Source organism: Pseudomonas sp. I8001 (assembly GCF_013385345.1).
GTDB lineage: Bacteria > Pseudomonadota > Gammaproteobacteria > Pseudomonadales > Pseudomonadaceae > Aquipseudomonas.
In genome coordinates, this window is the sequence record NZ_JACAQC010000027.1 from 65,723 (window position 1) to 89,031 (window position 23,309).

The window sequence follows — 23,309 nt, forward strand, 5'->3', positions numbered from 1 at the left end:
TATTACGGCCGATAGAAAACGGCATCGGGCTGCGGTTCTCCCACGTAGCCCGAGCCAGATTTTTAAATGTGCTCAAGGAAGTAACCCATGAAAAAGACCTCACTCTTAATCCTCGCCCTGGCCTTGGCCGGCTGCCACTCCACTGCCAGGAACTCCTCGCCAAGCCTGCTGACGGACGGCGTCCAGTTGCAGCAGAAAAAGGTCGAGGTGGACGCCGAACACGCCAAGGTCATCATGAAGGCAACCGGTTTTACCTATCCGGTGCAGTTCTCCGTACGCCGTAGTTCCGATGCAGATCAGCGTCCGGAAATCCTCGGGACGGTGGTGGATTCCGGCCGTGGCAAGGTATTCGGCTGGATCGCCAAGATGAACGAAGTGGGCAACAGCGCCGTCGCCAAACGCTTCCCGCAGTTGGAAGTGCAGGCTGACCCGGGGCAGCCCTTTGAAGTGATCGGCGAGTCACGGGTCTACAACGCCAACTATGTCGGCCTCGTCAAAACCTATGTTTATGAGTGCGGCCCCATGAGTTCGACCTTCAAGCCTGAGAAGCAAAAGGTTTACCTGGTGGAATTCGTGATTATCGGGAAGGGCTGTGAGCAGCATGTGTATGACGTAACTGCGCCTAACGAGCGTGTCCCGGTGGCGACTGTGGCGGCGACGGGAAATATTCCGTCGCTCTAAGTTGCTTTAACCCGAATCGCCAGCCCCTTGCGTCTGACCTTGTGAACGGATCATTCATTCACGAGGTTCAGCCCATGTCCCGTCCTCTTCTGCTGTTGCGCCCTGCCGCCCAAGGCTTCACCGTGACCCTGCTGGTGGCGCTTGCCGGGTGTGGGCTTTCTTCATCCCGTGACGTGGCCAAGCCCGCTGAGTCGGCGCCTGTCGTGGAGGTGCAAAGTGAGCCCGCCAGCGTCCAGGGGGCCATGGTCAAGCGGAGGGTTGCGCCTGCACCGATGGCGTCGCGATTGGTCATGAACGACTCGATCGCCATGCAATACCAGACCGAGCCTCGGGAGCACTATCAGAACCTCCCGGACAACCCGATCCGCAGCGTTGCCGAAACACCGGTCTCCACCTTCAGCGTCGATGTCGACACCGGCAGCTATGCCAACGTACGACGTTTCCTCAATCAAGGCAGCCTGCCGCCCGAAGGTGCTGTGCGACTGGAGGAAATGGTCAATTATTTTCCCTACGACTACGCCCTGCCTACTGACGGCTCGCCCTTTGGCGTGACCACTGAAGTAGCACCGTCACCCTGGAACCCCCACACCCGACTGTTGCGCATCGGCATCAAGGCCTCGGACCGCGCGGTGGCAGACCTGGCACCGGCCAACCTGGTGTTTCTGGTGGACGTATCCGGCTCGATGAATCGCCGCGAAGGCCTGCCGCTGGTCAAGAGCACCCTGAAACTGTTGGTGGATCAATTGCGCGACCGGGACCGCGTCTCGCTGGTGGTCTACGCCGGCGAATCGCGAGTGGTGCTCAAGCCCACCTCGGGCCGGGACAAAACCAAAATCCGCAACGCCATCGACCAACTCACCGCCGGCGGCTCCACCGCAGGCGCGTCGGGGATCGAAATGGCCTACCAAATGGCACGCGAAGGGTTTATCGACAAAGGCATCAACCGCATCCTGCTGGCCACCGACGGTGACTTCAACGTAGGCGTGAGCGACTTCGACAGCCTCAAGCAAATGGCGGTCGACCAGCGCAAAAGCGGCGTGTCCCTGACCACCCTCGGCTTCGGTGTGGATAACTACAACGAACACCTGATGGAACAACTGGCCGACGCTGGTGATGGCAACTACGCCTATATCGACAACCTGCGCGAAGCCCGCAAAGTGTTGGTAGATCAGCTCAGCTCGACCCTCGCCGTGGTGGCCCGGGATGTGAAGCTGCAAGTGGAATTCAATCCGGCGCAGGTCAGTGAATACCGATTGCTCGGCTATGAAAACCGCGCCCTGAAGCGTGAGGATTTCAACAACGACAAGGTCGACGCCGGCGAAATCGGTGCAGGGCATACAGTGACCGCGTTGTATGAAATTGTCCCGAAGGGTGAACAGGGTTGGCTGGAGCCACTGCGCTACGCATCGGCGGCCAAGGCTGACGGTAAAACTGATGAGTTGGCGATGTTGCGGGTACGCTACAAACCAGCGGAAGGCGGCAACAGCCGACTGATCGAACACCCGATCAGCAACCCGCAGAGCGGCAAACCCAGCGACGACCTGCGCTTCTCTGCCGCCGTGGCCGCCTTCGCCCAGCAACTCAAGGGTGATGGCCGCTACACTGGCAGCATGAGTTTCAAGGACACGGCCGCACTGGCCCGTTCCGCACGGGGCGACGACCCTTTTGGTTTGCGCGGCGAATTTGTGCAACTGGTCGAATTGGCCCAGAGCCTCCAGGCCCCGGCCAGACACTGATCCACCTCAAAGGAGTGCGCCACCTGATGGATTCACCCAGCGACGAAGCCCTGCTGTCCCGCTACCGCAGCGGCGACGGTGCAGCGTTCGAGGCCCTGTACGCGCGGCATCGACAGGGCCTGTACCGTTTTCTGGTGTCCTTGAGCAACAAGGCCGAACTGGCCGAGGAAGTGTTCCAGGACACCTGGCTCAGCCTGATCCGCAGCACCAGCGAGCCACAGGGGCGGGCGAGTTTTCGCACCTGGCTGTTCCAGATTGCCCGCAACCGCCTGATCGACCACTGGCGCAAGCACGGCATCCACAACCCGCTGCACGACAGCTACGATGAGCAGCTTCACGGCCAGCCCGACGACAGCGCCGGGCCTGAGCAACTGCTGAGCCTGAGCCGCGACCAGGCGCGCCTGGACAGCGCGTTGCAAGACTTGCCCGAAGATCAGCGCGAAGTGTTCCTGCTGCGCCTGCATGGCGAGCTGGAAGTGCCACAAATCGCCGCGCTCACCGGCGCCCCACTGGAAACGGTAAAAAGCCGCTTGCGTTACGCCCAGCAGAAACTGCGCCGACTGCTGGCCGAGGAGGTACCCGCATGACTGACTCCCGACATACCCAGGACTCGAACGACGAGCTGCTGATCGAGCATTTCCGTCAACACACCAGCGGCGAGCCGCCGGCTTCCCTGGACGCCTTCATCCTGGCCACCGCCCACCGCGAAGCGCCCGTGCGGCAACCCAGCCTGTGGCAGCGCTGGTTGCAGGCCTGCCAACGACCGCGCTGGCAGATGGCATTTGCCACCGTCGCGGGTGTGGCCCTGATGATTGGTTTGGTCACGCGCTCGCCGGTGCCGCAGCCGGAGTTATCTACAGGCACTTACGCGGCCGCCCCGCAGGAACAGGCCCGCCCGGCCCCGGCAGCCGCGCCGATGGCTCGATTCTCCGTGGCTCCGCAGGCTGACAGTGCGCCGCAGGTGCAGGCAGAAGTCGCGGGCTCGCTGGCGGATGAGCCGGTGGCGAAGATGAGCAAGCGCGCGGCTGTTGTGCTGCCGTCATTGGAGCAAGGGCTGCAGGAGATCCTGCGGTTGCGGCAGGCGGGAGAGGCGAAGGCGGCGGATGAGAAGCTGCTGGAGTTGCATAAGCGCTTTCCCAAGGAAGACTTGCCGGCGCGGTTGGAGGCGTTGCAGAAACCCTGAATCGACGCCCACAAAAAAGCCCCAGGCCTTTCGACCTGGGGCTTTTTCATCTGTATCTGGTGCACCCGGCGGGATTCGAACCCACGACCCCTGCCTTCGGAGGGCAGTACTCTATCCAGCTGAGCTACGGATGCTTGTGCGGGCGACATCATACCCATGTCGACCTTGGGCGTCCATGCCGCTTTTCGGCCTGCTGCCAGTAGGATTAGGCGCTGCCGAAGCCCTGTACCGGGCATCTCGACGAATTGCGGTTGAACTCGCCCGAAACACGCTGATCAGAAAAATCGAGCAAATGCGCCGTTTTCGTTCTTTTTTTCGAACAGACTATTGCCCTGCACCCCCATTGATCCTAGGATTCGTTTGAGATTTCAAACGCTCCTGCCTGGGTGCTGAACCGCACATTTGTCCTTTCGTGCGCTATTTACGTGCTTGCGCCCAGTGAATGATTTCCCTGACGGCAGCCCTCAAGGCGCCTTTCAACAACTCTAATTCGCTCCGCGCGTGCGCGGTGCTGTTAAGGAAAGCCGACATGCAGCTCAAAGACACCCAGTTGTTCCGCCAGCAAGCCTTTATTGATGGCGCTTGGGTCGATGCGGACAACGGTCAAACGATCAAGGTCAACAACCCCGCTACCGGCGAAATCCTCGGTACCGTGCCAAAAATGGGCGCCGCCGAAACCCGTCGCGCCATTGAAGCAGCTGACAAGGCCCTGCCGGCCTGGCGTGCACTTACCGCCAAGGACCGCGCCAACAAGCTGCGTCGCTGGTTCGAGCTGATTATCGAAAACCAGGACGACCTGGCTCGCCTGATGACCCTGGAACAAGGCAAGCCGCTGGCCGAAGCCAAGGGCGAAATCGTTTACGCCGCTTCGTTCATCGAGTGGTTCGCCGAAGAAGCCAAGCGCGTCTACGGTGATGTGATTCCCGGCCACCAGCCGGACAAGCGCCTGATCGTGATCAAGCAACCAATCGGCGTTACCGCTGCCATCACCCCGTGGAACTTCCCGGCCGCGATGATCACCCGTAAAGCCGGCCCGGCCCTGGCTGCCGGTTGCACCATGGTGCTCAAGCCTGCATCGCAAACCCCGTTCTCCGCGTTCGCCCTGGCCGAGCTGGCCCAGCGTGCCGGCATTCCGAAAGGCGTGTTCAGCGTGGTCTCCGGCAGCGCCGGCGATATCGGCAGCGAGCTGACCAGCAACCCGATCGTGCGTAAGTTGTCCTTCACCGGCTCCACCGAAATCGGTCGCCAGCTGATGGCCGAATGCGCCAAGGACATCAAGAAGGTTTCCCTGGAACTGGGCGGCAACGCGCCGTTCATCGTGTTCGACGACGCAGACCTGGATAAGGCCGTCGAAGGCGCGATCATTTCCAAGTACCGCAACAACGGCCAGACCTGCGTCTGCGCCAACCGCCTGTACATCCAGGATTCGGTGTACGACGCGTTCGCCGAGAAACTGAAAGTGGCAGTGGCCAAGCTGAAGACCGGCAACGGTCTGGAAGAGGGCACCACCACCGGCCCGCTGATCGACGAGAAGGCCGTGGCCAAGGTTCAGGAGCACATCGCTGATGCCCTGAGCAAAGGCGCGACCCTGTTGGCTGGCGGCAAGGTGATGGAAGGCAACTTCTTCGAGCCGACCATCCTGGTCAACGTGCCGAAAGATGCTGCCGTGGCCAAGGAAGAAACCTTCGGCCCACTAGCGCCGCTGTTCCGCTTCAAAGACGAAGCCGAAGTGATCGCGATGTCCAACGACACCGAGTTCGGCCTGGCTTCCTACTTCTATGCCCGCGACCTGGGCCGTGTGTTCCGTGTGGCTGAAGCCCTGGAATACGGCATGGTCGGCGTCAACACCGGGTTGATCTCCAACGAAGTGGCGCCGTTCGGCGGCATCAAGGCTTCGGGCCTGGGCCGTGAAGGCTCCAAGTACGGGATCGAGGATTACCTGGAAATCAAATACCTCTGCCTGGGCATCTAAGCCCGGCAAGGCATTGCTGCAAACGCAAAGGGCACGAGAGCGCTGTCCCTTTGCGTGTTTCACCCCGTTATTCGTAGTGGCCGGGAAAGCTGTGGCAGTCGATCATCGCATGCTGCCGTAGTTGCCTCCCCGCCACGTATTCCTTGGACCACGCCACCCGATGAGTGGCGAATGAGGACTTTATGAGCAAGACCAACGCATCCCTGATGAAACGCCGCGAAGCCGCTGTACCACGCGGTGTTGGCCAGATTCACCCGATCTTCGCCGAGTCGGCGAAGAACGCCACCGTGACCGACGTTGAAGGTCGCGAGTTCATCGACTTCGCCGGCGGTATCGCCGTGCTGAACACCGGCCACGTGCACCCGAAAATCATCGCCGCCGTGACCGAACAGCTGAACAAGCTGACTCACACCTGCTTCCAGGTACTGGCCTACGAGCCGTACGTTGAGCTGTGCGAAAAAGTTAACGCCAAGGTGCCGGGTGATTTCGCCAAGAAAACCCTGCTGGTCACCACCGGTTCCGAAGCGGTAGAGAACGCCGTGAAGATCGCCCGCGCCGCCACTGGCCGTGCCGGCGTGATCGCGTTCACCGGCGCCTACCACGGTCGCACCATGATGACCCTGGGCCTCACCGGCAAAGTCGTGCCGTACTCGGCCGGCATGGGCCTGATGCCAGGCGGCGTGTTCCGCGCGCTGTTCCCGAACGAACTGCACGGTGTGAGCGATGACGACTCCATCGCCAGCATCGAACGCATCTTCAAGAACGATGCCGAGCCGCGTGATATCGCTGCCATCATCATCGAGCCGGTGCAGGGCGAAGGCGGTTTCTACGTCGCGCCTAAATCCTTCATGAAGCGCCTGCGCGAACTGTGCGACAAGCACGGCATCCTGCTGATCGCCGACGAAGTGCAAACCGGTGCCGGCCGTACCGGTACTTTCTTCGCCATGGAACAGATGGGCGTTGCCGCCGACCTGACCACCTTCGCCAAATCCATCGCAGGCGGCTTCCCGCTGGCCGGTGTATGCGGCAAGGCTGAATACATGGACGCCATTGCACCAGGTGGCCTGGGCGGCACTTACGCTGGCAGCCCGATCGCTTGCGCCGCGGCCCTGGCCGTGATGGAAGTGTTCGAAGAAGAGCACCTGCTGGACCGCTGCAAGGCTGTCGGCGAGCGCCTGGTGACCGGTCTGAAAGCTATCCAGGCCAAGTACCCGGTGATCGGCGAAGTGCGTGCCCTGGGCGCGATGATTGCGGTCGAGCTGTTCGAAGATGGCGACAGCCATAAGCCGAACGCCGCTGCTGTCGCTTCCGTGGTGGCCAAGGCGCGTGACAAGGGCTTGATCCTGCTGTCCTGCGGCACCTACGGCAACGTGTTGCGCGTGCTGGTTCCGCTGACTTCGCCGGACGAGCAGTTGGACAAAGGCCTGGCGATCATCGAAGAGTGCTTCTCCGAGCTGTGATCAAAAGTTGACCTGATCGACAAAAAACCCGCTTAGGCGGGTTTTTTTGTGCCCGATGAACGGTATTCAGCCGTTGTTCATTGTACGCAGGCGGCTCCTTTGTCTAAGGTGCTGGTATTGCCGATGGAGCGTGCTGGATGACTGCTGTTGATTTACCGGCTGTACCCCGTGTGTTGATTGCCGAGACCGACCCTTGGTCCCGAGATCTGCTCAAGCAGGTGTTGCTGAATGTGCGCTGTGACGCACGGCTGGATGTGTGTGCCGATGGCCAGCGGGCCACCGAGTTGCTGCGTGACAAACCCTATGACCTGATCATTGCCGATTGGGAGCTGCCCGGCGTCGATGGCCTGAGCCTGCTGCGCAGCGTGCGCCTGCAACGGCGTACGCCGCTGTTGCCGTTTATCCTGCTGAGTACCCGCAACGACAGCGCCAGTGTGCGCGAAGCCTTGCCGCTGGCACCGACCGCGTACCTGACCAAACCCCTGAACATGGAAAGCCTGACCCAGCGCCTGCAGGACTTGCTGCTGAACGAAGGTGAGACGGTGTATTGCGAAGTCCCGGCCCTGGCGCCGGGCATGACCTTGCCGGTGTTTCTGGAGCGCCGCCGGGAAGCCTCAGACGGCGCGCCGCTGCGGGTCGACGTGCAGGCTGCGGTGCAACATAGCCTGGAGCCGGAGGGCCTGGACCTCAAGCGCCTGGAAGAGCAGGTGCGCATGGACCCGCAGATTACTGCCGTGTTGATCGCCGCCGCCAACAGCGCCGGCCATCACGGTTCGCCGGTACAGACCCTGGGCATGGCCCTGCACAAGCTGGCGGCGGGGCAGAGCATGAACCTGATCCTGGGGCTCGCCCTCAAGCACAACGTGGTACTGAGCGACCCGAGCCTTGTGGATTACGCCGAGCGTCATTGGCAGCTGTCCCAGCGTACCGCCGACTACGCCCGCAGCCTGGCGCGCATGCTCGACCTGGATCACGAGCGCTGCTACAGCGCCGGGATCCTCCATCGCCTTGGCGACCTGGCCTTGCTGCGGTGCCTGCAAGACTGGCTGCTGGGCGGTGGCGAACTGGATGATGAAGCGATTGGCGAGTCCCTCTACACCTTCGGTGCGGCCTATGGCTCGGCACTGCGCACACGCTGGCGCCTGCCGCTGGAGTTGCGCCAGTTGATCGCGGCGATTTATTCGCTGGAGGGCGGGGTGTATTCCCGCGAAGCGCTGGTGATGAACCTGGCGGCGCAACTGGCGCGGCTGACCGAGCATGAAGGCGTCGAGGCATTGGCGAAAGGCAAGACGGCACGCTTGCTCAAGGTGGGTTTGCCGGAATTGACGCGTATGCGCAAAACCTAGCAGGCGATGCGTGCCAGTGTGGGAGCTGGCTTGCCTGCGATAGCATCATCCCGGTACAACCGACATACCGAGGTGCCTGCATCGCGGGCAAGCCCGGCTCCCACAGGTCATCGTGTAGCATCAGCCGGGGAGCACGCGGTTTTTGCCCTGGCGCTTGGCCTCGTACATGGCCGCGTCAGCGCGGGCAAACAGGCTGTCCACGTTGGCGTCCTCGGCGGTCAGGCTGGCCAGGCCCTGGCTGACGGTGACCGCAAAGCTCTCACCGTCGTGGCTGAAGCTCAGCTGCGCAATCTCGTGCCCCAGGCGTTCGGCCACCTGCATTGCCATCTCCGGGGCACAACCGGGCAGTATGGCGGCGAACTCTTCGCCGCCAATGCGCCCGAACAGGTCGCCACGGCGCAGAACTCCCCGACCGCTCTCGGCGATACGCTGCAACACCTGATCGCCTTCCAGGTGGCCGTAGGTGTCGTTCACCACCTTGAAGTCATCGATGTCCAGCAACAGGAACGCCAGGGGCGTGCCTTGCAGGCAGGCGCGTTCAAACTCGTGGTGGGCGCACTCGAAGAAATGCCGGCGGTTGCTGCTGCGGGTCAGCACATCGGTGGTGGCCAGGCGGTGCAGCTCCAGCTCCAGCTGCTTCTTTTCAGTGATGTCTTCGGCTATGCCTACCACGATCACCGGCTGGCCGGGCTCGGCCTGCTGGTTGATGTAACACTTGTCGCTGAGCCAGCGGATCTGCCCGTCGGCGGTGATGATGCGGTACTCGCGGTCTTCCACGGCGCCGCTGTGCAGCACCTGGGCCAGGCTGTGCTCGGCGTAGTCGAGGTCTTCGGGGTGGATGCTGTTGCGCCATTCCCGATAGTCGGTCAACAACATGCCCGCCGTACGTCCGAAAACCCGCTCATAGGCCGGGCTGACGTACAGCACGCGGCGAGTGTCCCACTCGATTGCCCAGAGCACGGCATTCACACTGACCAACAGCGAACTCAGCAGTTGCTCGCGTTCACTCAGCCGTTCCACTTCGCCCTGAGCATGCATCAGGGCCAGCAACGTAGCGGCGGCTGCCGGTCGTGGGTGTTCGAGGACGGGGGTGTTGGTGAAGGTCTTTTCGTGGACCATCGGCACAACTCTCTCTGGGCAGGCCGCGGGGTTGGGCAGCGGTCACAACAAGGGCCGCCGGGATGGCGAAGTGTTGATTGAGAGGGGGAATTTGCTGCGAAGTTCCGTTATCAGCGCCGATTAGAGGCGACCAAGAAATGGCGCCAGAAACATGTAGGAGCGAGTTTGTTGGGGGGGAGGGGCTTGCTGTGGGGAAGGAGTTGCGGTGGGGAGGGGGCTGCTGTGGGGAAGGAGCTGCTATGGGGAGGGAGCTTGTTGTGGCGAGGGAGCTTGCTCCGGCTGGGCTGCGTAGCGGCCCCAAAATCTTGGGAGCGCTGCGCACTCCAGCGGGAGCAAGCTCCCTCGCCACAGAAGCTCCCCTGCCACAAAAAATCGGCTCGCTACAGCCGTATCAGGCCGCGGCAGGCCGTAGCGAATAGGTCTTCAGCTGATGGGCAAAGTCCCGCAGGGATTGAATCCCGCTCGCCTCGGCCTCGTGCACCCATTCCTTGATCGCCGCCAGCATGTCGTGGCCGTTGGTGCTGGTTTTCAGCCAGATCTGCTGCAGCGCCAGGCGCTTCTCGTAGATCACTTTCAGGGCCTGGCTGTGCTCCAGCATGCTCTGGATGCGCACGTGGTGGCGGTCATCCAGCAGGCTGGTCTCCCGCGACAGCAGGCGCTTGGCGCGATGGAATTGATGGCGCACCGAGTGATCGACCTTTTCCAGTTCCTGCTTGACCAGCGGGCCAATCACCAACTTGCGGTACTGGGCCATGATCTGGAAGCGGTTGTTGAGGATCGCCATCGCGGTGTCCATGTCCAGGCTGCCCTTGCCTTCGACCCGGTGGGCGATCGGCGCGACCCGTTGCACCTTGGCCAGGCGCAGGAAGCTGAACACTTTGATCCAGGCCCAGCCCAGGTCGAACTCCCACTTCTTCACCGACAGCTTGGCGGAGTTGGGGTAGGTGTGGTGGTTGTTATGCAGCTCTTCGCCACCCACGATGATGCCCCAGGGAATCAGGTTGGTGGCCGCATCGCGGCATTCGAAGTTGCGGTAGCCGATGGCATGACCCAGGCCGTTGATTACGCCGGCAGCCCAGAACGGGATCCACATCATCTGGATGGCCCAGATGGTGATGCCGATGGTGCCGAACAGCAGTAGGTCGATCACGCCCATGATCGCCACGCCCAGCAGCGGGTACGGGGTGTAGAGCTTGCGCTCGATCCAGTCTTCCGGGCAGTTCTTGCCGTAGATGCGCAGGGTCTCGGGGTTCTCGGCTTCGGCGCGATACAGCTCGGCGCCTTTGCGCAGCACGGTGGACAGGCCCTTGATCACCGGGCTGTGGGGATCGTCGACGGTTTCGCACTTGGCGTGGTGTTTGCGGTGGATAGCGGTCCACTCGCGGGTGTTCTGCGCCGTGGTGAGCCACAGCCAGAAGCGGAAGAAGTGTTTCAGGCCAGCATTGAGCTCCAGGGAGCGGTGGGCTGAATAGCGGTGCAGATAGACCGTGACCCCGACAATGGTCACGTGGGTCATCAACAGAGTGACTGCCACCAGTTGCCAGGCCGACAAGTCAAGAAAACCGTTGTACCACATAGGCTGTATGGCCCTCAGATAAAGAAAAAACCAGCTTGCGCATTATCACTAAGCCTACAGATAAAACCAGCCGCCCTTTCAGATAGGAGTGACTGGATGTTTCTTATTCTATAATCCGTAACCTTTGTAGGGCGAATCTGGTTTTTTAGTAAGGATTACTGAACATATGCTGTTTTCATACCGAGGTGCCCTGCGTGCCGGGCTGATGTACCTGCTGGTTTCGATTGTGTGGATTCAGCTCAGCCATCAGGTATTGATCAACTTTATCGATGAACCCGTGGAGCTGGGCCGCTGGCTTCAGATACGCGGTTACCTGTGGGTCAGCCTCAGTGCCCTGGCGATCTACCTGCTCTGCGCGCACTTTGCCCGGGCGAACCTGATCCAGCAGCCACTGAAGGAAAACCGCGAGCGCCTGCGCCAGGCCGCCGCCGTGTTCGATTGCACCCGCGAAGGGGTGCTGGTCACCGATGCCCAGGGGCTGATTGTTCACGTCAACCGGGCCTTTATCGAAATCACCGGCTACCAGTGCGAAGACGTGCTGGGGCGCCAGCCGAGCCTGTTCAAGTCCGGGCGCCACTCGGCCAGTTTCTACCAGGCGATGTTCGAGACGCTGGAACGTGACGGTGAATGGAGCGGTGAAATCTGGAACCGCCGTAAAAGCGGCGAAATCTACCCACAGTGGCAGACCATCCGGGTGATCCGTGATGAGCAGGGCCATATCAGCCACTACGTCGCGGTGTTCTCCGATATCAGCGCCATCAAGCACTCCGAGAGCGAGTTGGCGCACCTGGCCCATCACGACCCGCTGACCGACCTGCCCAACCGCCTGCTGTTCACCGATCGTGCCGAACAGGCCCTGGCCTCCGCGCAGATCCATAAACGTGGCTGCGCCTTGCTGCTGCTCGACCTCGACCATTTCAAGATCATCAACGACAGCCTCGGCCATAACGTCGGCGACCAGTTGCTCAAGGCCGTCGGCGAGCGCCTGCAAGGCCTGTTCGGCCCCGGCGTGACCCTGGCGCGCCTGGGCGGTGACGAGTTCGCGGTGCTGGCGGAAAGTTGTCCACAGGTGGGCCAGGCCGCCGCCCTGGCGCAACGTATTCTCGACGCGATGAAAGAACCGGTCATCTTCGACGGCCATCAACTGTTTATCAGCGTGAGCATCGGGATCAGCCTGTTCCCCAGCGACGCGCTGAGCGCCGAGCAACTGCTGCGCAACGCCGACTCCGCGTTGTTCAAGGCCAAGAGCGCCGGCCGCGAAGGCTACGCCTTGTACACCGAAGAGCTTACTGCCCACGCCCAGCACCGCGTGGAAATGGCCGGTGAACTGCGCCGCGCCCTGGATCAGCAGGAGCTGCGGGTTTACTACCAGCCAGTGCACGACCTGCAAGACAGCCGAATGATCGGCGTCGAAGCCCTGGTGCGCTGGCAGCACCCGGAGCGCGGGCTGGTGCCGCCGGGGGAATTCATCCCGATTGCCGAGCGCACCGGGCTGATTGCCGACATCGACGCCTGGGTCATGGACCAGGCCTGCCGCCAGATGTGCCAGTGGCTGGCAGACGGTGCACCGTTGACGTTTCTCGCGGTGAATGTGTCCAGCCGCCTGTTTGCCCGGCGGGAGCTGTATGAGCAAGTGGCCAAGGTGCTGCACGACACGGGGCTGGATCCGGCGCTTTTAGAGCTGGAAGTCACCGAAAGCGCGGTGATGGAAGACCCGGAAGTCGCCCTTGAGCAAATGCATCGCCTGCGTGAGCTCGGCTTGCGCCTGGCCATCGACGACTTTGGCACCGGTTACTCATCGCTGCTGCGGCTCAAGCGCTTGCCGGTGCAGAAGCTCAAGATCGACCAGGGTTTTGTCGCCGGGTTGCCATGGGATGAGGACGATGCGGCGATCGTGCGGGTAGTGATCGCGTTGGCGCAGAGCATGGGCATGCAGGTGCATGCCGAAGGTATCGAGCAGGTTGAGCAGGCGCGGTTTCTATTGGAACAGCGCTGTGACCTGGGCCAGGGGTACTGGTTTGGTCGGCCGATGCCGGCCAGTGAGCTGGATTGGGCGAGGGCGCCGACAATTCGTTAACCACCGCCTGTCCTGATTTCAAACAGGGCCAAAATGTGGGAGCGGGCTTGCTCGCGAAGGCGGTGTGGCAGTCAGCAAATCTGTCACTGACCCACCGCCTTCGCGAGCAAGCCCGCTCCCACATTTGGATCTCCACACGGCTTTATTTCATGGGTCGTCCCGCCAAACCCCTCGCAACCCCACGTCCCATCAGAAAATTCTTTCTGGTTATATAAACATTCTTAAATAGTATTTTTAAGAATATCCGCGCTTATCTACTATCGCCCTCACGCCGCAAGCAGTGCCGCCACTGCGAGGCACTTCTCATTTCAGGAGCACGACCATGAGCGCATCTCTACGTAGCGTTGACGGCCAGGACGAAGCAGCCATTTTGCGCGAGATCCAGAGCGCCCTGCGCGATCTGCGGTTTGGCGCGGTGGAAATCACTGTGCACAACGCCCAGGTAGTACAAATCGAACGCAAAGAGAAATTCCGTTTGCAGAACCCGGGCAACAAACCGAGCTGAGCAACACCGGCGATTCGATTGCAAGACCCGCAACTATAAGAAAAAAGCCAACACCCAAGAATTTCAGGAGCCTTCTATGTCGTCGATTCGCCGTTATGCCCTGGCAGCACTGGCCAGTGCCGTGTTTGCCGGTTCCGCTGTTGCCAAGGATTACGAACTGCTCAACGTGTCTTACGACCCCACCCGCGAGCTCTACCAGGACTACAACGCTGAATTCACCAGCTTCTGGAAGCAGTCGCACCCGGGTGACAACGTCAAGATTCAGCAATCCCACGGTGGTTCGGGCAAGCAGGGCCGAGCGGTAATCGACGGCCTGCGCGCCGACGTCGTGACCCTGGCCCTGGCCGGCGACATCGACGAAATCGCAAAACTGGGCAAGACCCTGCCGGAAAACTGGCAAACCCGCCTGCCGGACGCCAGCACCCCGTACACCTCGACCATCGTGTTCCTGGTACGCAAGGGCAACCCTAAAGGCATCAAGGATTGGGGCGACCTGATCAAGAAAGACGTGTCGGTGATCACCCCGAACCCGAAAACCTCCGGCGGCGCCCGCTGGAACTTCCTCGCCGCCTGGGCCTACGGCCTGAAAGCCGGTGGCAGCGAAGCCAAGGCCCAGGAATACGTGAAAGAGCTGTTCAAGCACGTGCCGATCCTCGACACCGGCGCGCGCGGTTCGACCATCACCTTCGTCAACAACGGTCAGGGTGACGTGTTGCTGGCCTGGGAAAACGAAGCCTTCCTGGCCCTGAAGGAAGACGGCGGCGCCGACAAGTTCGACATCGTTGTACCTTCACTGTCGATCCTCGCCGAGCCGCCAGTGGCCGTGGTCGACAAGAACGCCGAGAAAAAGGGCAATACCGAGATCGCCACCGAGTACCTCAAGCACCTGTACAGCCCGGCTGGCCAGGAGATTGCGGCGAAGAACTTCTACCGCCCACGCGATGAGAAAGTCGCCGCCAAATACGCCCAGCAGTTCCCGAAACTGGACCTGGTGACTATCGACAAAGACTTCGGCGGCTGGAAAACTGCCCAACCGAAATTCTTCAATGACGGTGGCGTGTTCGACCAGATCTACTCGGCGCAGTAAGCAAAATCAAACTGTAGGAGCCAGCTTTCTGTGGGAGCCGGGCTTGCCCGCGATAGCATCACCTCGGTGTAACTGATACACCGAGGTGCCGGCATCGCAGGCAAGCCAGCTCCCACAGAAGCTCGCTCCTACAGTGGTATCTACCCGCTAACCAAGGACTCTTATGTCGCGTCGTATCTCCCCCGTCATACCCGGCTTCGGGCTGACGCTGGGCTACACCGTGGTGTACCTCAGCCTGATCGTACTCATCCCCCTTGCGGCGATGTTTGTACATGCCGCTCAACTCACCTGGGATCAGTTCTGGAACATCATCTCCGCACCGCGTGTGCTGGCGGCGTTGAAACTGAGCTTCGGCACTGCGTTGTATGCCGCGATCATCAACGGCGTGATCGGTACCCTGCTGGCATGGGTACTGGTGCGCTACACCTTCCCCGGGCGCAAGATCATCGATGCGATGATCGACTTGCCGTTCGCCCTGCCCACCGCCGTCGCCGGTATTGCACTCACCGCGCTGTACACGCCCACCGGGCTGGTAGGCCAGTTCGCCGCCGACCTGGGCTTCAAGATCGCCTATACCCCCCTGGGCATCACTCTCGCGCTGACCTTCGTCACGCTGCCATTCGTGGTGCGTACCGTGCAGCCGGTGTTGGCCGATATCCCCCGGGAAATCGAAGAAGCCGCCGCCTGTCTCGGCGCCAAGCCCCTGCAAGTGTTCCGCTACATCCTGGTACCGGCGCTGCTGCCTGCCTGGTTGACCGGCTTCGCCTTGGCGTTTGCACGAGGTGTCGGTGAGTACGGTTCGGTGATCTTCATCGCCGGCAACATGCCGATGAAAACCGAGATCCTGCCGCTGCTGATCATGGTCAAGCTCGACCAATACGACTACCACGGCGCCACGTCCATCGGTGTGCTGATGCTGGTGGTTTCCTTTGTCCTGCTGCTGCTGATCAACTTGCTGCAGCGGCGCATCGAACACCCATAAGGAGGCGCGGAACATGTCCCAATCGTCTATTTCCGCCGCGTCCTCGGCCAACGCTGCCCGTCGTGGCAGTGCGGTGTCCCGACGCATCCTGATCAGCCTTGGCTGGCTGGTGTTCTTCCTGTTTTTGTTGCTGCCGCTGTTTATCGTGGTGTCCCAGGGCCTGAAGAATGGCCTGGGTGCGTTCTTCACCGCGATCCTTGAGCCGGACGCGCTGTCGGCGCTGAAACTCACGGTGATCGCCGTGGTGATTTCGGTACCGCTCAACGTGGTGTTCGGTGTCAGCGCCGCCTGGTGCGTGAGCAAGTACTCGTTCCGTGGCAAAAGTATCCTGGTGACCCTGATCGACCTGCCGTTCTCGGTATCGCCGGTGATCGCCGGCCTGGTCTACGTGTTGATGTTCGGCGCCCAGGGCTTCTTTGGCCCGTGGCTGCAAGACCATGACATCCAGATCGTGTTCGCCTTGCCGGGCATCGTGCTGGCGACCATCTTCGTCACCGTGCCGTTCGTGGCGCGTGAGCTGATCCCGCTGATGCAGGAGCAGGGCACCCAGGAAGAAGAGGCCGCGCGCCTCCTGGGCGCCAACGGCTGGCAGATGTTCTGGCATGTCACCGTGCCGAACATCAAGTGGGGCCTGATCTACGGCGTGGTGCTGTGTACCGCGCGGGCCATGGGTGAGTTCGGTGCGGTGTCGGTGGTGTCCGGCCACATTCGCGGCGTGACCAACACCTTGCCGCTGCACGTCGAGATCCTCTACAACGAATACAACCACGTCGCCGCGTTTGCCGTCGCGAGCCTGTTGCTGATCCTGGCGCTCTTCATCCTGCTGCTCAAGCAGTGGAGCGAGAACCGTATCAACCGCCTGCGCAAAAGTGCTGGTGAGGAATAAGTCATGTCGATCGAAGTCCGTAATGTCAGCAAGAATTTCAACGCCTTCAAGGCCCTGAACAGCATCAATCTGGACATCCAGAGTGGCGAGCTGGTGGCGTTGCTGGGCCCGTCCGGCTGCGGCAAGACCACCCTGCTGCGGATCATCGCCGGTCTCGAAACCCCGGATGCCGGCAACATCGTGTTCCATGGTGAAGACGTCTCCGGCCACGACGTGCGTGATCGCAACGTCGGCTTTGTGTTCCAGCACTACGCGCTGTTCCGCCACATGACCGTGTTCGACAACGTCGCGTTCGGCCTGCGCATGAAACCGAAAAACCAGCGCCCCACCGAAAGCCAGATCGCCGTGAAAGTCCACGAGCTGCTGAACATGGTGCAGCTCGATTGGCTGTCGGATCGCTACCCGGAACAACTCTCCGGCGGCCAGCGCCAGCGTATCGCCCTGGCGCGCGCCCTGGCGGTAGAGCCGAAAGTGCTGCTGCTGGATGAACCCTTCGGCGCCCTGGATGCCAAGGTTCGTAAAGAACTGCGCCGCTGGCTGGCGCGCCTGCACGAAGACATCAACCTGACCTCGGTCTTCGTGACCCACGACCAGGAAGAAGCCATGGAAGTGGCGGACCGCATCGTGGTGATGAACAAGGGCGTGATCGAGCAGATTGGCTCACCGGGCGAAGTCTACGAAAACCCGGCCAGTGATTTTGTTTATCACTTCCTCGGGGACTCCAACCGCCTGCATTTGGGTGAAGACAAGCACGTGCTGTTCCGCCCGCATGAAGTGTCGCTGTCGCGCCATGAACTGGAAGACCACCACGCGGCTGAAGTGCGTGATATTCGCCCGCTTGGCGCGACCACCCGGGTGACCCTGAAGGTCGAAGGCCAGAGCGAGTTGATCGAGGCTGAAGTGGTGAAAGACCACGACAGCCTGACGGGTTTGGCGCGGGGCGAGACGTTGTTCTTCAAGCCCAAGGTCTGGCAAAAAGCTTAAGACGTTGATCGTTCCCACGCTCCGCGTGGGAACGCCTCTTGTGACGCTCTGCGTCACGCTTCAGGACGCGGAGCGTCCCGGGCTGCATTCCCACGCAGAGCGTGGGAACGATCAAGCGCCGCAAGCCCGCTCCCACATTTGGATCTCCAGTGTTGCTCAGGCCGTGGCGTTCTTGTGCCGCACGGCCACGGGCCCCGAGCGCTCTTCAATCTGCCGCTTCAGGTCATGCCGCAGCCCCACCAGGAACGCCAACTCCGCCACCACGAACAACGGGCCCACGATCAACCCGGACACGTCATCGACAAACGCCGGCTTGCGCCCCTCGTAGTAATGCCCCACAAACTGGATCACCCAGCCCACCACGAACATGCCGATGCCGCTGCTCAGCCACACCAGCGTGCTTTGTGCCGCCAGCACATGCCCGGCCCACACCGACAGGCCCATCAGCACCGTCATCAACACGCCGAGCGCCAGTTCCAGGCGCAGGTAGAACCATGCCGAAAGCAGCGCCACTACCACCGCGGGCGACAGCCACAGCCCGGCCACCGTCCATTCGGGGCGTGACAGCAGCACGGCCACGGCCACCACAATCAGCGGGATGCCGATAAAGTGGCTGGCGATATTGCGCGGGTCGCGGTGGTAGGCGGCGTATTGACTGAGATGGTCGACGAGGCTTTTCATTGTTGTTCCTCCTGTAGGATGTTTGATCATGCCCTGTAGGCCCACGACACACTGTCAACTGGCCGACAATCTTCGGAGTTCGCATGGATGTAGAGAAATGGCACCCACGGCTGGCCACCGGTCACTGGTACAGCCATCTGCCTGCTGATCTACAGAATAGCTTGCTGGCCAGCGCCCGGTTGCGGCAGCTGACGGTGGGGCAATACCTGTTCAAGCGCGGCGATCCGCCGTGTGGGTTGTATGCGGTGCTGGAAGGCTCCCTGCGCATCAGCGCGGTGAACGAGCAGGGCAAGGAGGCAGTGTTGAGCCTGGCGGAGTTGCCATACTGGTTCGGCGAAATCTCATTGTTCGACGGGTTGCCCCGCACCCACGATGCCTGCGCCGTCGGGCCGTGTACGTTGCTGCAGGTACCGCAGCCGGCGTTGCTGCACATTCTTGAACAGACTCCGCGTTACTGGCGCGACATGGCCCTGTTGATGAGCCAGAAACTGCGCCTGACCTTTATCAATATCGAGCAATTGAGCCTGATGCCGGCGTCGGTGCGGGTGGCGCACCGCCTGCTGATGATCGCCGAGGGCTATGGCGACATCGAGCAGGCCCGGCAGGTGCTGCAACTGCCCCAGGAAGACTTGGCCGCGATGCTGAGCCTGTCGCGCCAGACCACCAATGCGTTGCTCAAGGACCTGCAAGGCCAGGGCATCGTGCGCCTGGGCTATGGCGAGATCGAAATCCTCGACCCGCAACGTTTGCGCGAGGCGGCGCATGCCTGAGGGTGGTAGCCTGCGTTCACGATTATTCGAGGTGTGTTATGCGCGTCCTGCTAGTGGAACACGAGTCAGAGGCGGCCGAGGCGATGGGCCGCAGTCTTGAAGAGGCCAGCTACACGGTGGAGGTGGCGGCCAATGGCATGGCGGCCCTGCGCTTTGTGGAAAGCACCGAATACGACCTGGTGATCCTGGATGTGATGCTGCCGGGGCTGAACGCCTGGAAGCTGCAGCAGGCGATCCGGTTGAAGGGTGAGACGCCGATGTTGTTTTTGACCACGCCGGACGGGATTGAAGATCGGCTGCGTGGGCTGGAACTGCATGAGGATGATTATCTGCTCAAGCCGTTTGAAGCCCGGGCGTTGGTGGCGCGGGTGAAGAAAGTGTTGCGGCGGGATCGGGGGCGCTGACTGCCACTGGCTTTTGGGGTGTTTGATTGACCGCTTTCGCGAGCAAGCCCGCTCCCACATTTGACCGAGTACATCCTTTGGAATGCGGTCAAATGTGGGAGCGGGCTTGCTCGCGAAGAGGCCCTCGCAGCCGCCGCAACTCCAGCTACCTCAACCCATCCCGAAACTGCCCCGGCGTCATCCCGGTCCAGCGCTTGAACGCCCGGTTGAAGCTGCTGGTATCGGCAAACCCCAGCAAATGACTGATCTCCGCCAGCGAACACTCGGGATCCCGCAGATGCAGCAGCGCGAGGTTCTCCCGGCATTCGTTCAGCAGCGCATCAAACCGGCAGCCCTCATCCGCCAGATGCCGCTGCAAGCTGCGCAAACTCAGATGCAACGCCTGGGCGATGCGCTCGGCGCTCGGCTCACCGTCAGGCAACTGCGCTTCGATGGCCGAACGCACCTTGCGTTCCCAGGTCAGCGGCCGCAGTTGCGCCAGGGTGCGCTTGAGCACGGTTTCATTGTGCTCGGCCAACTCGGGGTTGGCATCGTCCAGGTGGCTGTCAAAGTCCCGGGCCGCAAATTCCAGACGGTCTTCCTCGGCGGCAAAAAACACCGGCGCGCGAAATACCGTGTGCCACGGCTTGGGATCAGCCGGCTCGGGCCGCCGCAGGTACACCGCCAGCGGCGCGTACTCCCGGCCCAGGCGATTGCGGCAGGTGCGCACGTAAATCGCGGCGAACGCATCAATCGCCTCAAACGCGGGTGCGGGTGTACCGGGGGGCTGTTGCAGGCGAAAGCGGTAACGTTCGCCCTCCCGGCTAAGCTCCAGGCTCAGGGCGTCGCTGACCACCTGGTGATAGCGCACGATCCGCTCGAACACTTCCCGCAGGCTGCCGCTGGCCACCAGCGCATAACCCAGCGCGTGAAAGGTGGTGGGGCTGACAAACCGCGACACCCGCAAGCCAATCGCCGGGTCGCCGCTGGCCTGTACCGCCAGTTCCCACAGGCGCGTGGTGGCCGATAGCGGGTAGCGCGCGTTCGGATCTTCCATCAACTGCGGGTCGAGCCCGGCCTGGGCGCACAGCGCGGCGCTGTCGAGGCCCAGGGCGTCGAGCTGCTTGCGCAGGGCGCGGGTCCAGCTGGCGAGAGAGGTCGGTTCGGTCATGTTGATTGGCGCTTGCGGTCAACAGGTTGGCGTGTGGGGCTAGCGTCCCGCCAGATCGCATAGGGCAGGATGTACGCATCAATAAGACAGAGGATGGAAGCATGGACGGTACTTCTGCAAGCCCCCGGCAGATGAACGCACAACAGCGTTCAGCGCATATTCGTGAAGTGGTGCTGGCCGAGGGGCTGTTATTGCGCCAGCGCCACCCCTGGCTGCTGCATCAGGATGCGTTGGGCGCGGGCATCCTGGCCTTTGCCCTGGTGGGCATGCTGGGTTCGGCGGCGCTGTATATCACCGGGCACATGGCGTGGTGGGTGTGCCTGCTGCTCAACGCATTCCTCGCGTCATTGACCCACGAACTGGAACACGACCTGATCCACAGCATGTACTTTCGCAAGCAGCGCCTGCCCCACAACCTGATGATGGGCCTGGTGTGGCTGGCGCGGCCCAGCACCATCAACCCTTGGGTACGGCGCCATATCCACCTCAATCACCACAAGGTTTCCGGCAGCGAAACCGACATCGAAGAGCGCGCGATCACCAACGGTGAACCGTGGGGCCTGGCACGTTTGCTGATGGTCGGCGACAACATCATGTCGGCACTGATCCGGGTGCTGCGGGCACCGTCCTGGAAGCACAAGCTGGGCATTCTCAAGCGCACGGCGCTGGTCTACGCACCGCTGGCGCTGCTGCATTGGGGCGCGTGGTATGTGTTCCTCGGCTTTCATGCCGCCAATGGCATCGCCAGCCTGCTGGGCGCGCCGATCGACTGGTCGGCCAACACGCTGGCGGTGATGCACATCATCGACATCGCCGCCGTGGTGATCATCGGCCCCAACGTGCTGCGTACCTTCTGCCTGCACTTTGTCAGCTCCAACATGCACTACTACGGCGACATCGAGCCGGGCAACGTGATCCAGCAAACCCAGGTGCTCAACCCGTGGTGGCTGTGGCCGTTGCAGGCGTTCTGCTTCAATTTCGGCAGTACCCACGGGATTCATCACTTTGTGGTCAAGGAGCCGTTCTACATCCGCCAGATGACGGTGAAAACGGCGCACAAGGTGATGGCGGAGATGGGCGTGCGCTTCAACGATTTTGGCACGTTTGCCCGGGCCAATCGGTTTGCGCGCCAGGAGGGACGGCTGAGCGAACTCAACCCGGTGGAAAGGACAGCGAGCTGAGCAAGCGTCCCGGTCACCCTGGGGTGACCGGGTGCGATTTACTGAATGGCCTGGTAGAAGTTCACCTGTGCTTCATCCAGGTACGCGAGGATTTTCGCCGGCAGGCGCTCGGTGGGTTTCGCCGGGCCGAAGGCTTTGTAGAGCGTTTCGAAATGCGCGTGCAGGTCCGCGACGCTTTCCCACTGTTCGTTGAGAAAGAACCGGTTGGGGTTCTCTTCATCCTTATGCCATTGATAGACCACGGCCTTGTCGTGCTGGTGGGTGAGCTTTTGTGAAACGGCCGCTACATCACGATAGAACTCGGCCTGTTTGCCTTCTTTGATGGTGCCGCTGAAAACCAGGTAGAGCATGTTGGAATCCTCGGTTTGGGGAGATTGCAGAACATCTGCATCGCCAAACTAGCCTCAGTGAGCAGGCCCTTGTAGCCAGCCTGCCGCGAATTCAGAATTCGTAAAAGGCCTCGGAATCGAACGGCCGTCTTTGCCCGGTCAGGCCCATGCGTTGCAACACCAGCGCTACCACCGCAGCGGTAACCCGATGGAACGACAAGTCTGTCACCCCTAGTCGAACGACGCGTGGGCCGCTCGCGAGATTTGTTTTGCCTGCAGCTTGGTGAGTCAGCGTCATGATTTTTTCCGATGCTAAAAATCGCCCTGGAACTCGGCGATCATGAACTCGACGAAAGCCCGAGCCTTGGATGAGATCAACCGCGCGCTGGGGTAGATCGCCCATATATCCCGGGTTTGCTCCAGGACACAGGACGGCATGATTTCCACCAATGCGCCGCTTTCCAGTGAGGGCCTGACGTTCCACTGTGAAACAGAGACGATGCCGAGCCCACCTTCCGCTGCAAGCCGTGCGCTTTCGCCGCAATTGACTCTGAGCGAACCACTGATTGCCGTGACTTTGTGTGACTGGGCACCCACGAAACGCCAATGGTCCTCGTCGCCCAGCAGGATGCAGGAATGATTGACCAGCTCCGCAGGTGAAGTCGGTTCGCCATGCGCCTGGAGGTAGGCGGGTGCCGCACACAGGATGCGTCTGTCGCAGCCGAGCTTGCGCGCCACCAGGGATGAGTCCTTCAGGGCGGCGATGCGGATTGCCACATCAATCCCGATCTCGGTCAGGTCCTGCATTTGATCGGACAGTATCAGGTCGATCTTCAGCTTCGGGTTGGCGTGCAGGAACCGGGTAATGGCCGGCATCAGGCACATCCGCGCGAAGGACCCGGGGGCGGATACTCTTAACACCCGCTTGGCCACGTCCTTGCCTTTCACCGCGACCAGATAGGCCTCGTCCACGGCTGCCAGCACCCGGATTGCATGGGGCAGAAACAGCGCACCGTCTTCGGTCAGGCTGACCTGGCGAGTGGTGCGATGCAGCAGGCGCATGCCCAGGTATTCTTCAAGCTTCGCCAGTTTGTGGCTGGCCACCGAGGGCGCGAGTCCCAGCTCCCTGCCGGCTGCGGTGATATTGCCCAGCTCTGTTGATCGCATGAACAGGTTCAACGCATCAATATTCATGCTTCG

22 protein-coding genes and 1 tRNA gene are annotated in these 23,309 nt (G+C 61.5%); 16 read left to right on the plus strand and 7 right to left on the minus strand.

Annotation, left to right across the window (positions count from 1 at the left end; genetic code table 11):
• Window positions 1–87 precede the first annotated feature (87 nt).
• The 4 genes from HX839_RS19320 (at window position 88) to HX839_RS19335 (ending at window position 3,600) form a co-directional block, all read left to right on the plus strand.
• Window positions 88–681, plus strand: coding sequence for a hypothetical protein (locus HX839_RS19320; protein ID WP_003218164.1), 594 nt, complete (start codon window positions 88–90; stop codon window positions 679–681).
• A 74-nt stretch (window positions 682–755) separates the two neighbouring features.
• The gene (locus tag HX839_RS19325) at window positions 756–2,417 is read left to right on the plus strand and encodes a VWA domain-containing protein (RefSeq protein ID WP_177067554.1); all 1,662 of its coding nucleotides are present in this window, start codon (window positions 756–758) and stop codon (window positions 2,415–2,417) included.
• A gap of 26 nt (window positions 2,418–2,443) precedes the next feature.
• On the plus strand, window positions 2,444–3,004 hold the full coding sequence (locus tag HX839_RS19330; RefSeq protein WP_003218160.1) for an RNA polymerase sigma factor: 561 nt from the start codon (window positions 2,444–2,446) through the stop codon (window positions 3,002–3,004).
• Entirely contained in the window at window positions 3,001–3,600 is a 600-nt protein-coding gene (locus HX839_RS19335) for a hypothetical protein (protein WP_177067555.1), read from the plus strand. The genes HX839_RS19330 and HX839_RS19335 overlap by 4 nt, the downstream gene beginning before the upstream one ends.
• A gap of 57 nt (window positions 3,601–3,657) precedes the next feature.
• On the opposite strand, the gene HX839_RS19340 is transcribed toward HX839_RS19335, so the two are convergent.
• A tRNA-Arg gene (locus HX839_RS19340) sits at window positions 3,658–3,734 on the minus strand.
• A 395-nt stretch (window positions 3,735–4,129) separates the two neighbouring features.
• On the opposite strand from HX839_RS19340, the gene gabD reads away from it, so the two are divergent.
• The 3 genes from gabD (at window position 4,130) to HX839_RS19355 (ending at window position 8,378) form a co-directional block, all read left to right on the plus strand.
• Window positions 4,130–5,572 carry an NADP-dependent succinate-semialdehyde dehydrogenase gene (gene gabD / locus HX839_RS19345; protein ID WP_177067556.1) on the plus strand — a complete coding sequence of 481 codons (1,443 nt, stop codon included), beginning with the start codon at window positions 4,130–4,132 and terminating at the stop codon, window positions 5,570–5,572.
• 182 nt (window positions 5,573–5,754) lie between these two features.
• The gene (gene gabT, locus HX839_RS19350; protein WP_003218153.1) at window positions 5,755–7,032 is read left to right on the plus strand and encodes a 4-aminobutyrate--2-oxoglutarate transaminase; all 1,278 of its coding nucleotides are present in this window, start codon (window positions 5,755–5,757) and stop codon (window positions 7,030–7,032) included.
• A 137-nt stretch (window positions 7,033–7,169) separates the two neighbouring features.
• Entirely contained in the window at window positions 7,170–8,378 is a 1,209-nt protein-coding gene (locus tag HX839_RS19355; RefSeq protein ID WP_177040710.1) for an HDOD domain-containing protein, read from the plus strand.
• A 120-nt stretch (window positions 8,379–8,498) separates the two neighbouring features.
• Here the strand turns inward: HX839_RS19355 and HX839_RS19360 are convergent, their stop codons facing one another.
• Window positions 8,499–9,497 (minus strand): sensor domain-containing diguanylate cyclase, encoded by a 999-nt coding sequence (locus tag HX839_RS19360; protein WP_177067557.1) that lies wholly within the window; start codon window positions 9,495–9,497, stop codon window positions 8,499–8,501.
• Window positions 9,498–9,888: 391 nt separating this feature from the next.
• Window positions 9,889–11,073: a delta-9 fatty acid desaturase DesA gene (desA, locus tag HX839_RS19365; protein ID WP_087693634.1), complete on the minus strand. Its 1,185-nt coding sequence runs from the start codon at window positions 11,071–11,073 to the stop codon at window positions 9,889–9,891.
• Between the two features lie 166 nt (window positions 11,074–11,239).
• On the opposite strand from desA, the gene dibA reads away from it, so the two are divergent.
• The 6 genes from dibA to HX839_RS19395 all read left to right on the plus strand — a co-directional run bounded on the left by dibA (window position 11,240) and on the right by HX839_RS19395 (window position 17,594).
• Window positions 11,240–13,150, plus strand: coding sequence for a phosphodiesterase DibA (dibA, locus tag HX839_RS19370; RefSeq protein WP_177045619.1), 1,911 nt, complete (start codon window positions 11,240–11,242; stop codon window positions 13,148–13,150).
• A gap of 322 nt (window positions 13,151–13,472) precedes the next feature.
• Window positions 13,473–13,655, plus strand: coding sequence for a sulfur starvation response protein OscA (gene oscA / locus HX839_RS19375; RefSeq protein WP_003170956.1), 183 nt, complete (start codon window positions 13,473–13,475; stop codon window positions 13,653–13,655).
• 76 nt (window positions 13,656–13,731) lie between these two features.
• Window positions 13,732–14,742 carry a sulfate ABC transporter substrate-binding protein gene (locus HX839_RS19380; protein WP_003218143.1) on the plus strand — a complete coding sequence of 337 codons (1,011 nt, stop codon included), beginning with the start codon at window positions 13,732–13,734 and terminating at the stop codon, window positions 14,740–14,742.
• A gap of 163 nt (window positions 14,743–14,905) precedes the next feature.
• Window positions 14,906–15,724, plus strand: coding sequence for a sulfate ABC transporter permease subunit CysT (gene cysT, locus HX839_RS19385; protein ID WP_003218141.1), 819 nt, complete (start codon window positions 14,906–14,908; stop codon window positions 15,722–15,724).
• A gap of 13 nt (window positions 15,725–15,737) precedes the next feature.
• Window positions 15,738–16,610: a sulfate ABC transporter permease subunit CysW gene (gene cysW / locus HX839_RS19390; protein WP_003218139.1), complete on the plus strand. Its 873-nt coding sequence runs from the start codon at window positions 15,738–15,740 to the stop codon at window positions 16,608–16,610.
• Between the two features lie 3 nt (window positions 16,611–16,613).
• Window positions 16,614–17,594 (plus strand): sulfate/molybdate ABC transporter ATP-binding protein, encoded by a 981-nt coding sequence (locus HX839_RS19395; RefSeq protein WP_003218138.1) that lies wholly within the window; start codon window positions 16,614–16,616, stop codon window positions 17,592–17,594.
• A gap of 156 nt (window positions 17,595–17,750) precedes the next feature.
• Here the strand turns inward: HX839_RS19395 and HX839_RS19400 are convergent, their stop codons facing one another.
• On the minus strand, window positions 17,751–18,275 hold the full coding sequence (locus HX839_RS19400; RefSeq protein ID WP_003218136.1) for a DUF962 domain-containing protein: 525 nt from the start codon (window positions 18,273–18,275) through the stop codon (window positions 17,751–17,753).
• Between the two features lie 83 nt (window positions 18,276–18,358).
• Here HX839_RS19400 and HX839_RS19405 point away from each other — a divergent pair, with 83 nt between their 5' ends.
• Both HX839_RS19405 and HX839_RS19410 read left to right on the plus strand, forming a co-directional pair.
• Complete coding sequence (locus HX839_RS19405; RefSeq protein WP_177067558.1) at window positions 18,359–19,045, plus strand: Crp/Fnr family transcriptional regulator; 687 nt, start codon at window positions 18,359–18,361, stop codon at window positions 19,043–19,045.
• A 38-nt stretch (window positions 19,046–19,083) separates the two neighbouring features.
• The gene (locus tag HX839_RS19410) at window positions 19,084–19,449 is read left to right on the plus strand and encodes a response regulator (protein WP_003218132.1); all 366 of its coding nucleotides are present in this window, start codon (window positions 19,084–19,086) and stop codon (window positions 19,447–19,449) included.
• Window positions 19,450–19,594: 145 nt separating this feature from the next.
• On the opposite strand, the gene HX839_RS19415 is transcribed toward HX839_RS19410, so the two are convergent.
• Window positions 19,595–20,599, minus strand: a complete 1,005-nt coding sequence (locus tag HX839_RS19415; protein ID WP_177067559.1) for an AraC family transcriptional regulator — start codon at window positions 20,597–20,599, stop codon at window positions 19,595–19,597.
• 101 nt (window positions 20,600–20,700) lie between these two features.
• On the opposite strand from HX839_RS19415, the gene HX839_RS19420 reads away from it, so the two are divergent.
• Entirely contained in the window at window positions 20,701–21,780 is a 1,080-nt protein-coding gene (locus HX839_RS19420) for a fatty acid desaturase (RefSeq protein WP_102367874.1), read from the plus strand.
• A 38-nt stretch (window positions 21,781–21,818) separates the two neighbouring features.
• On the opposite strand, the gene HX839_RS19425 is transcribed toward HX839_RS19420, so the two are convergent.
• Together HX839_RS19425 and HX839_RS19430 are read right to left on the minus strand one after the other, a co-directional pair.
• Entirely contained in the window at window positions 21,819–22,130 is a 312-nt protein-coding gene (locus HX839_RS19425; RefSeq protein WP_003218128.1) for a putative quinol monooxygenase, read from the minus strand.
• A gap of 291 nt (window positions 22,131–22,421) precedes the next feature.
• A complete protein-coding gene (locus HX839_RS19430) occupies window positions 22,422–23,303 on the minus strand; it encodes a LysR family transcriptional regulator (RefSeq protein WP_008433706.1) in 882 nt (293 codons plus the stop codon).
• Between the last annotated feature and the right edge of the window lie 6 nt (window positions 23,304–23,309).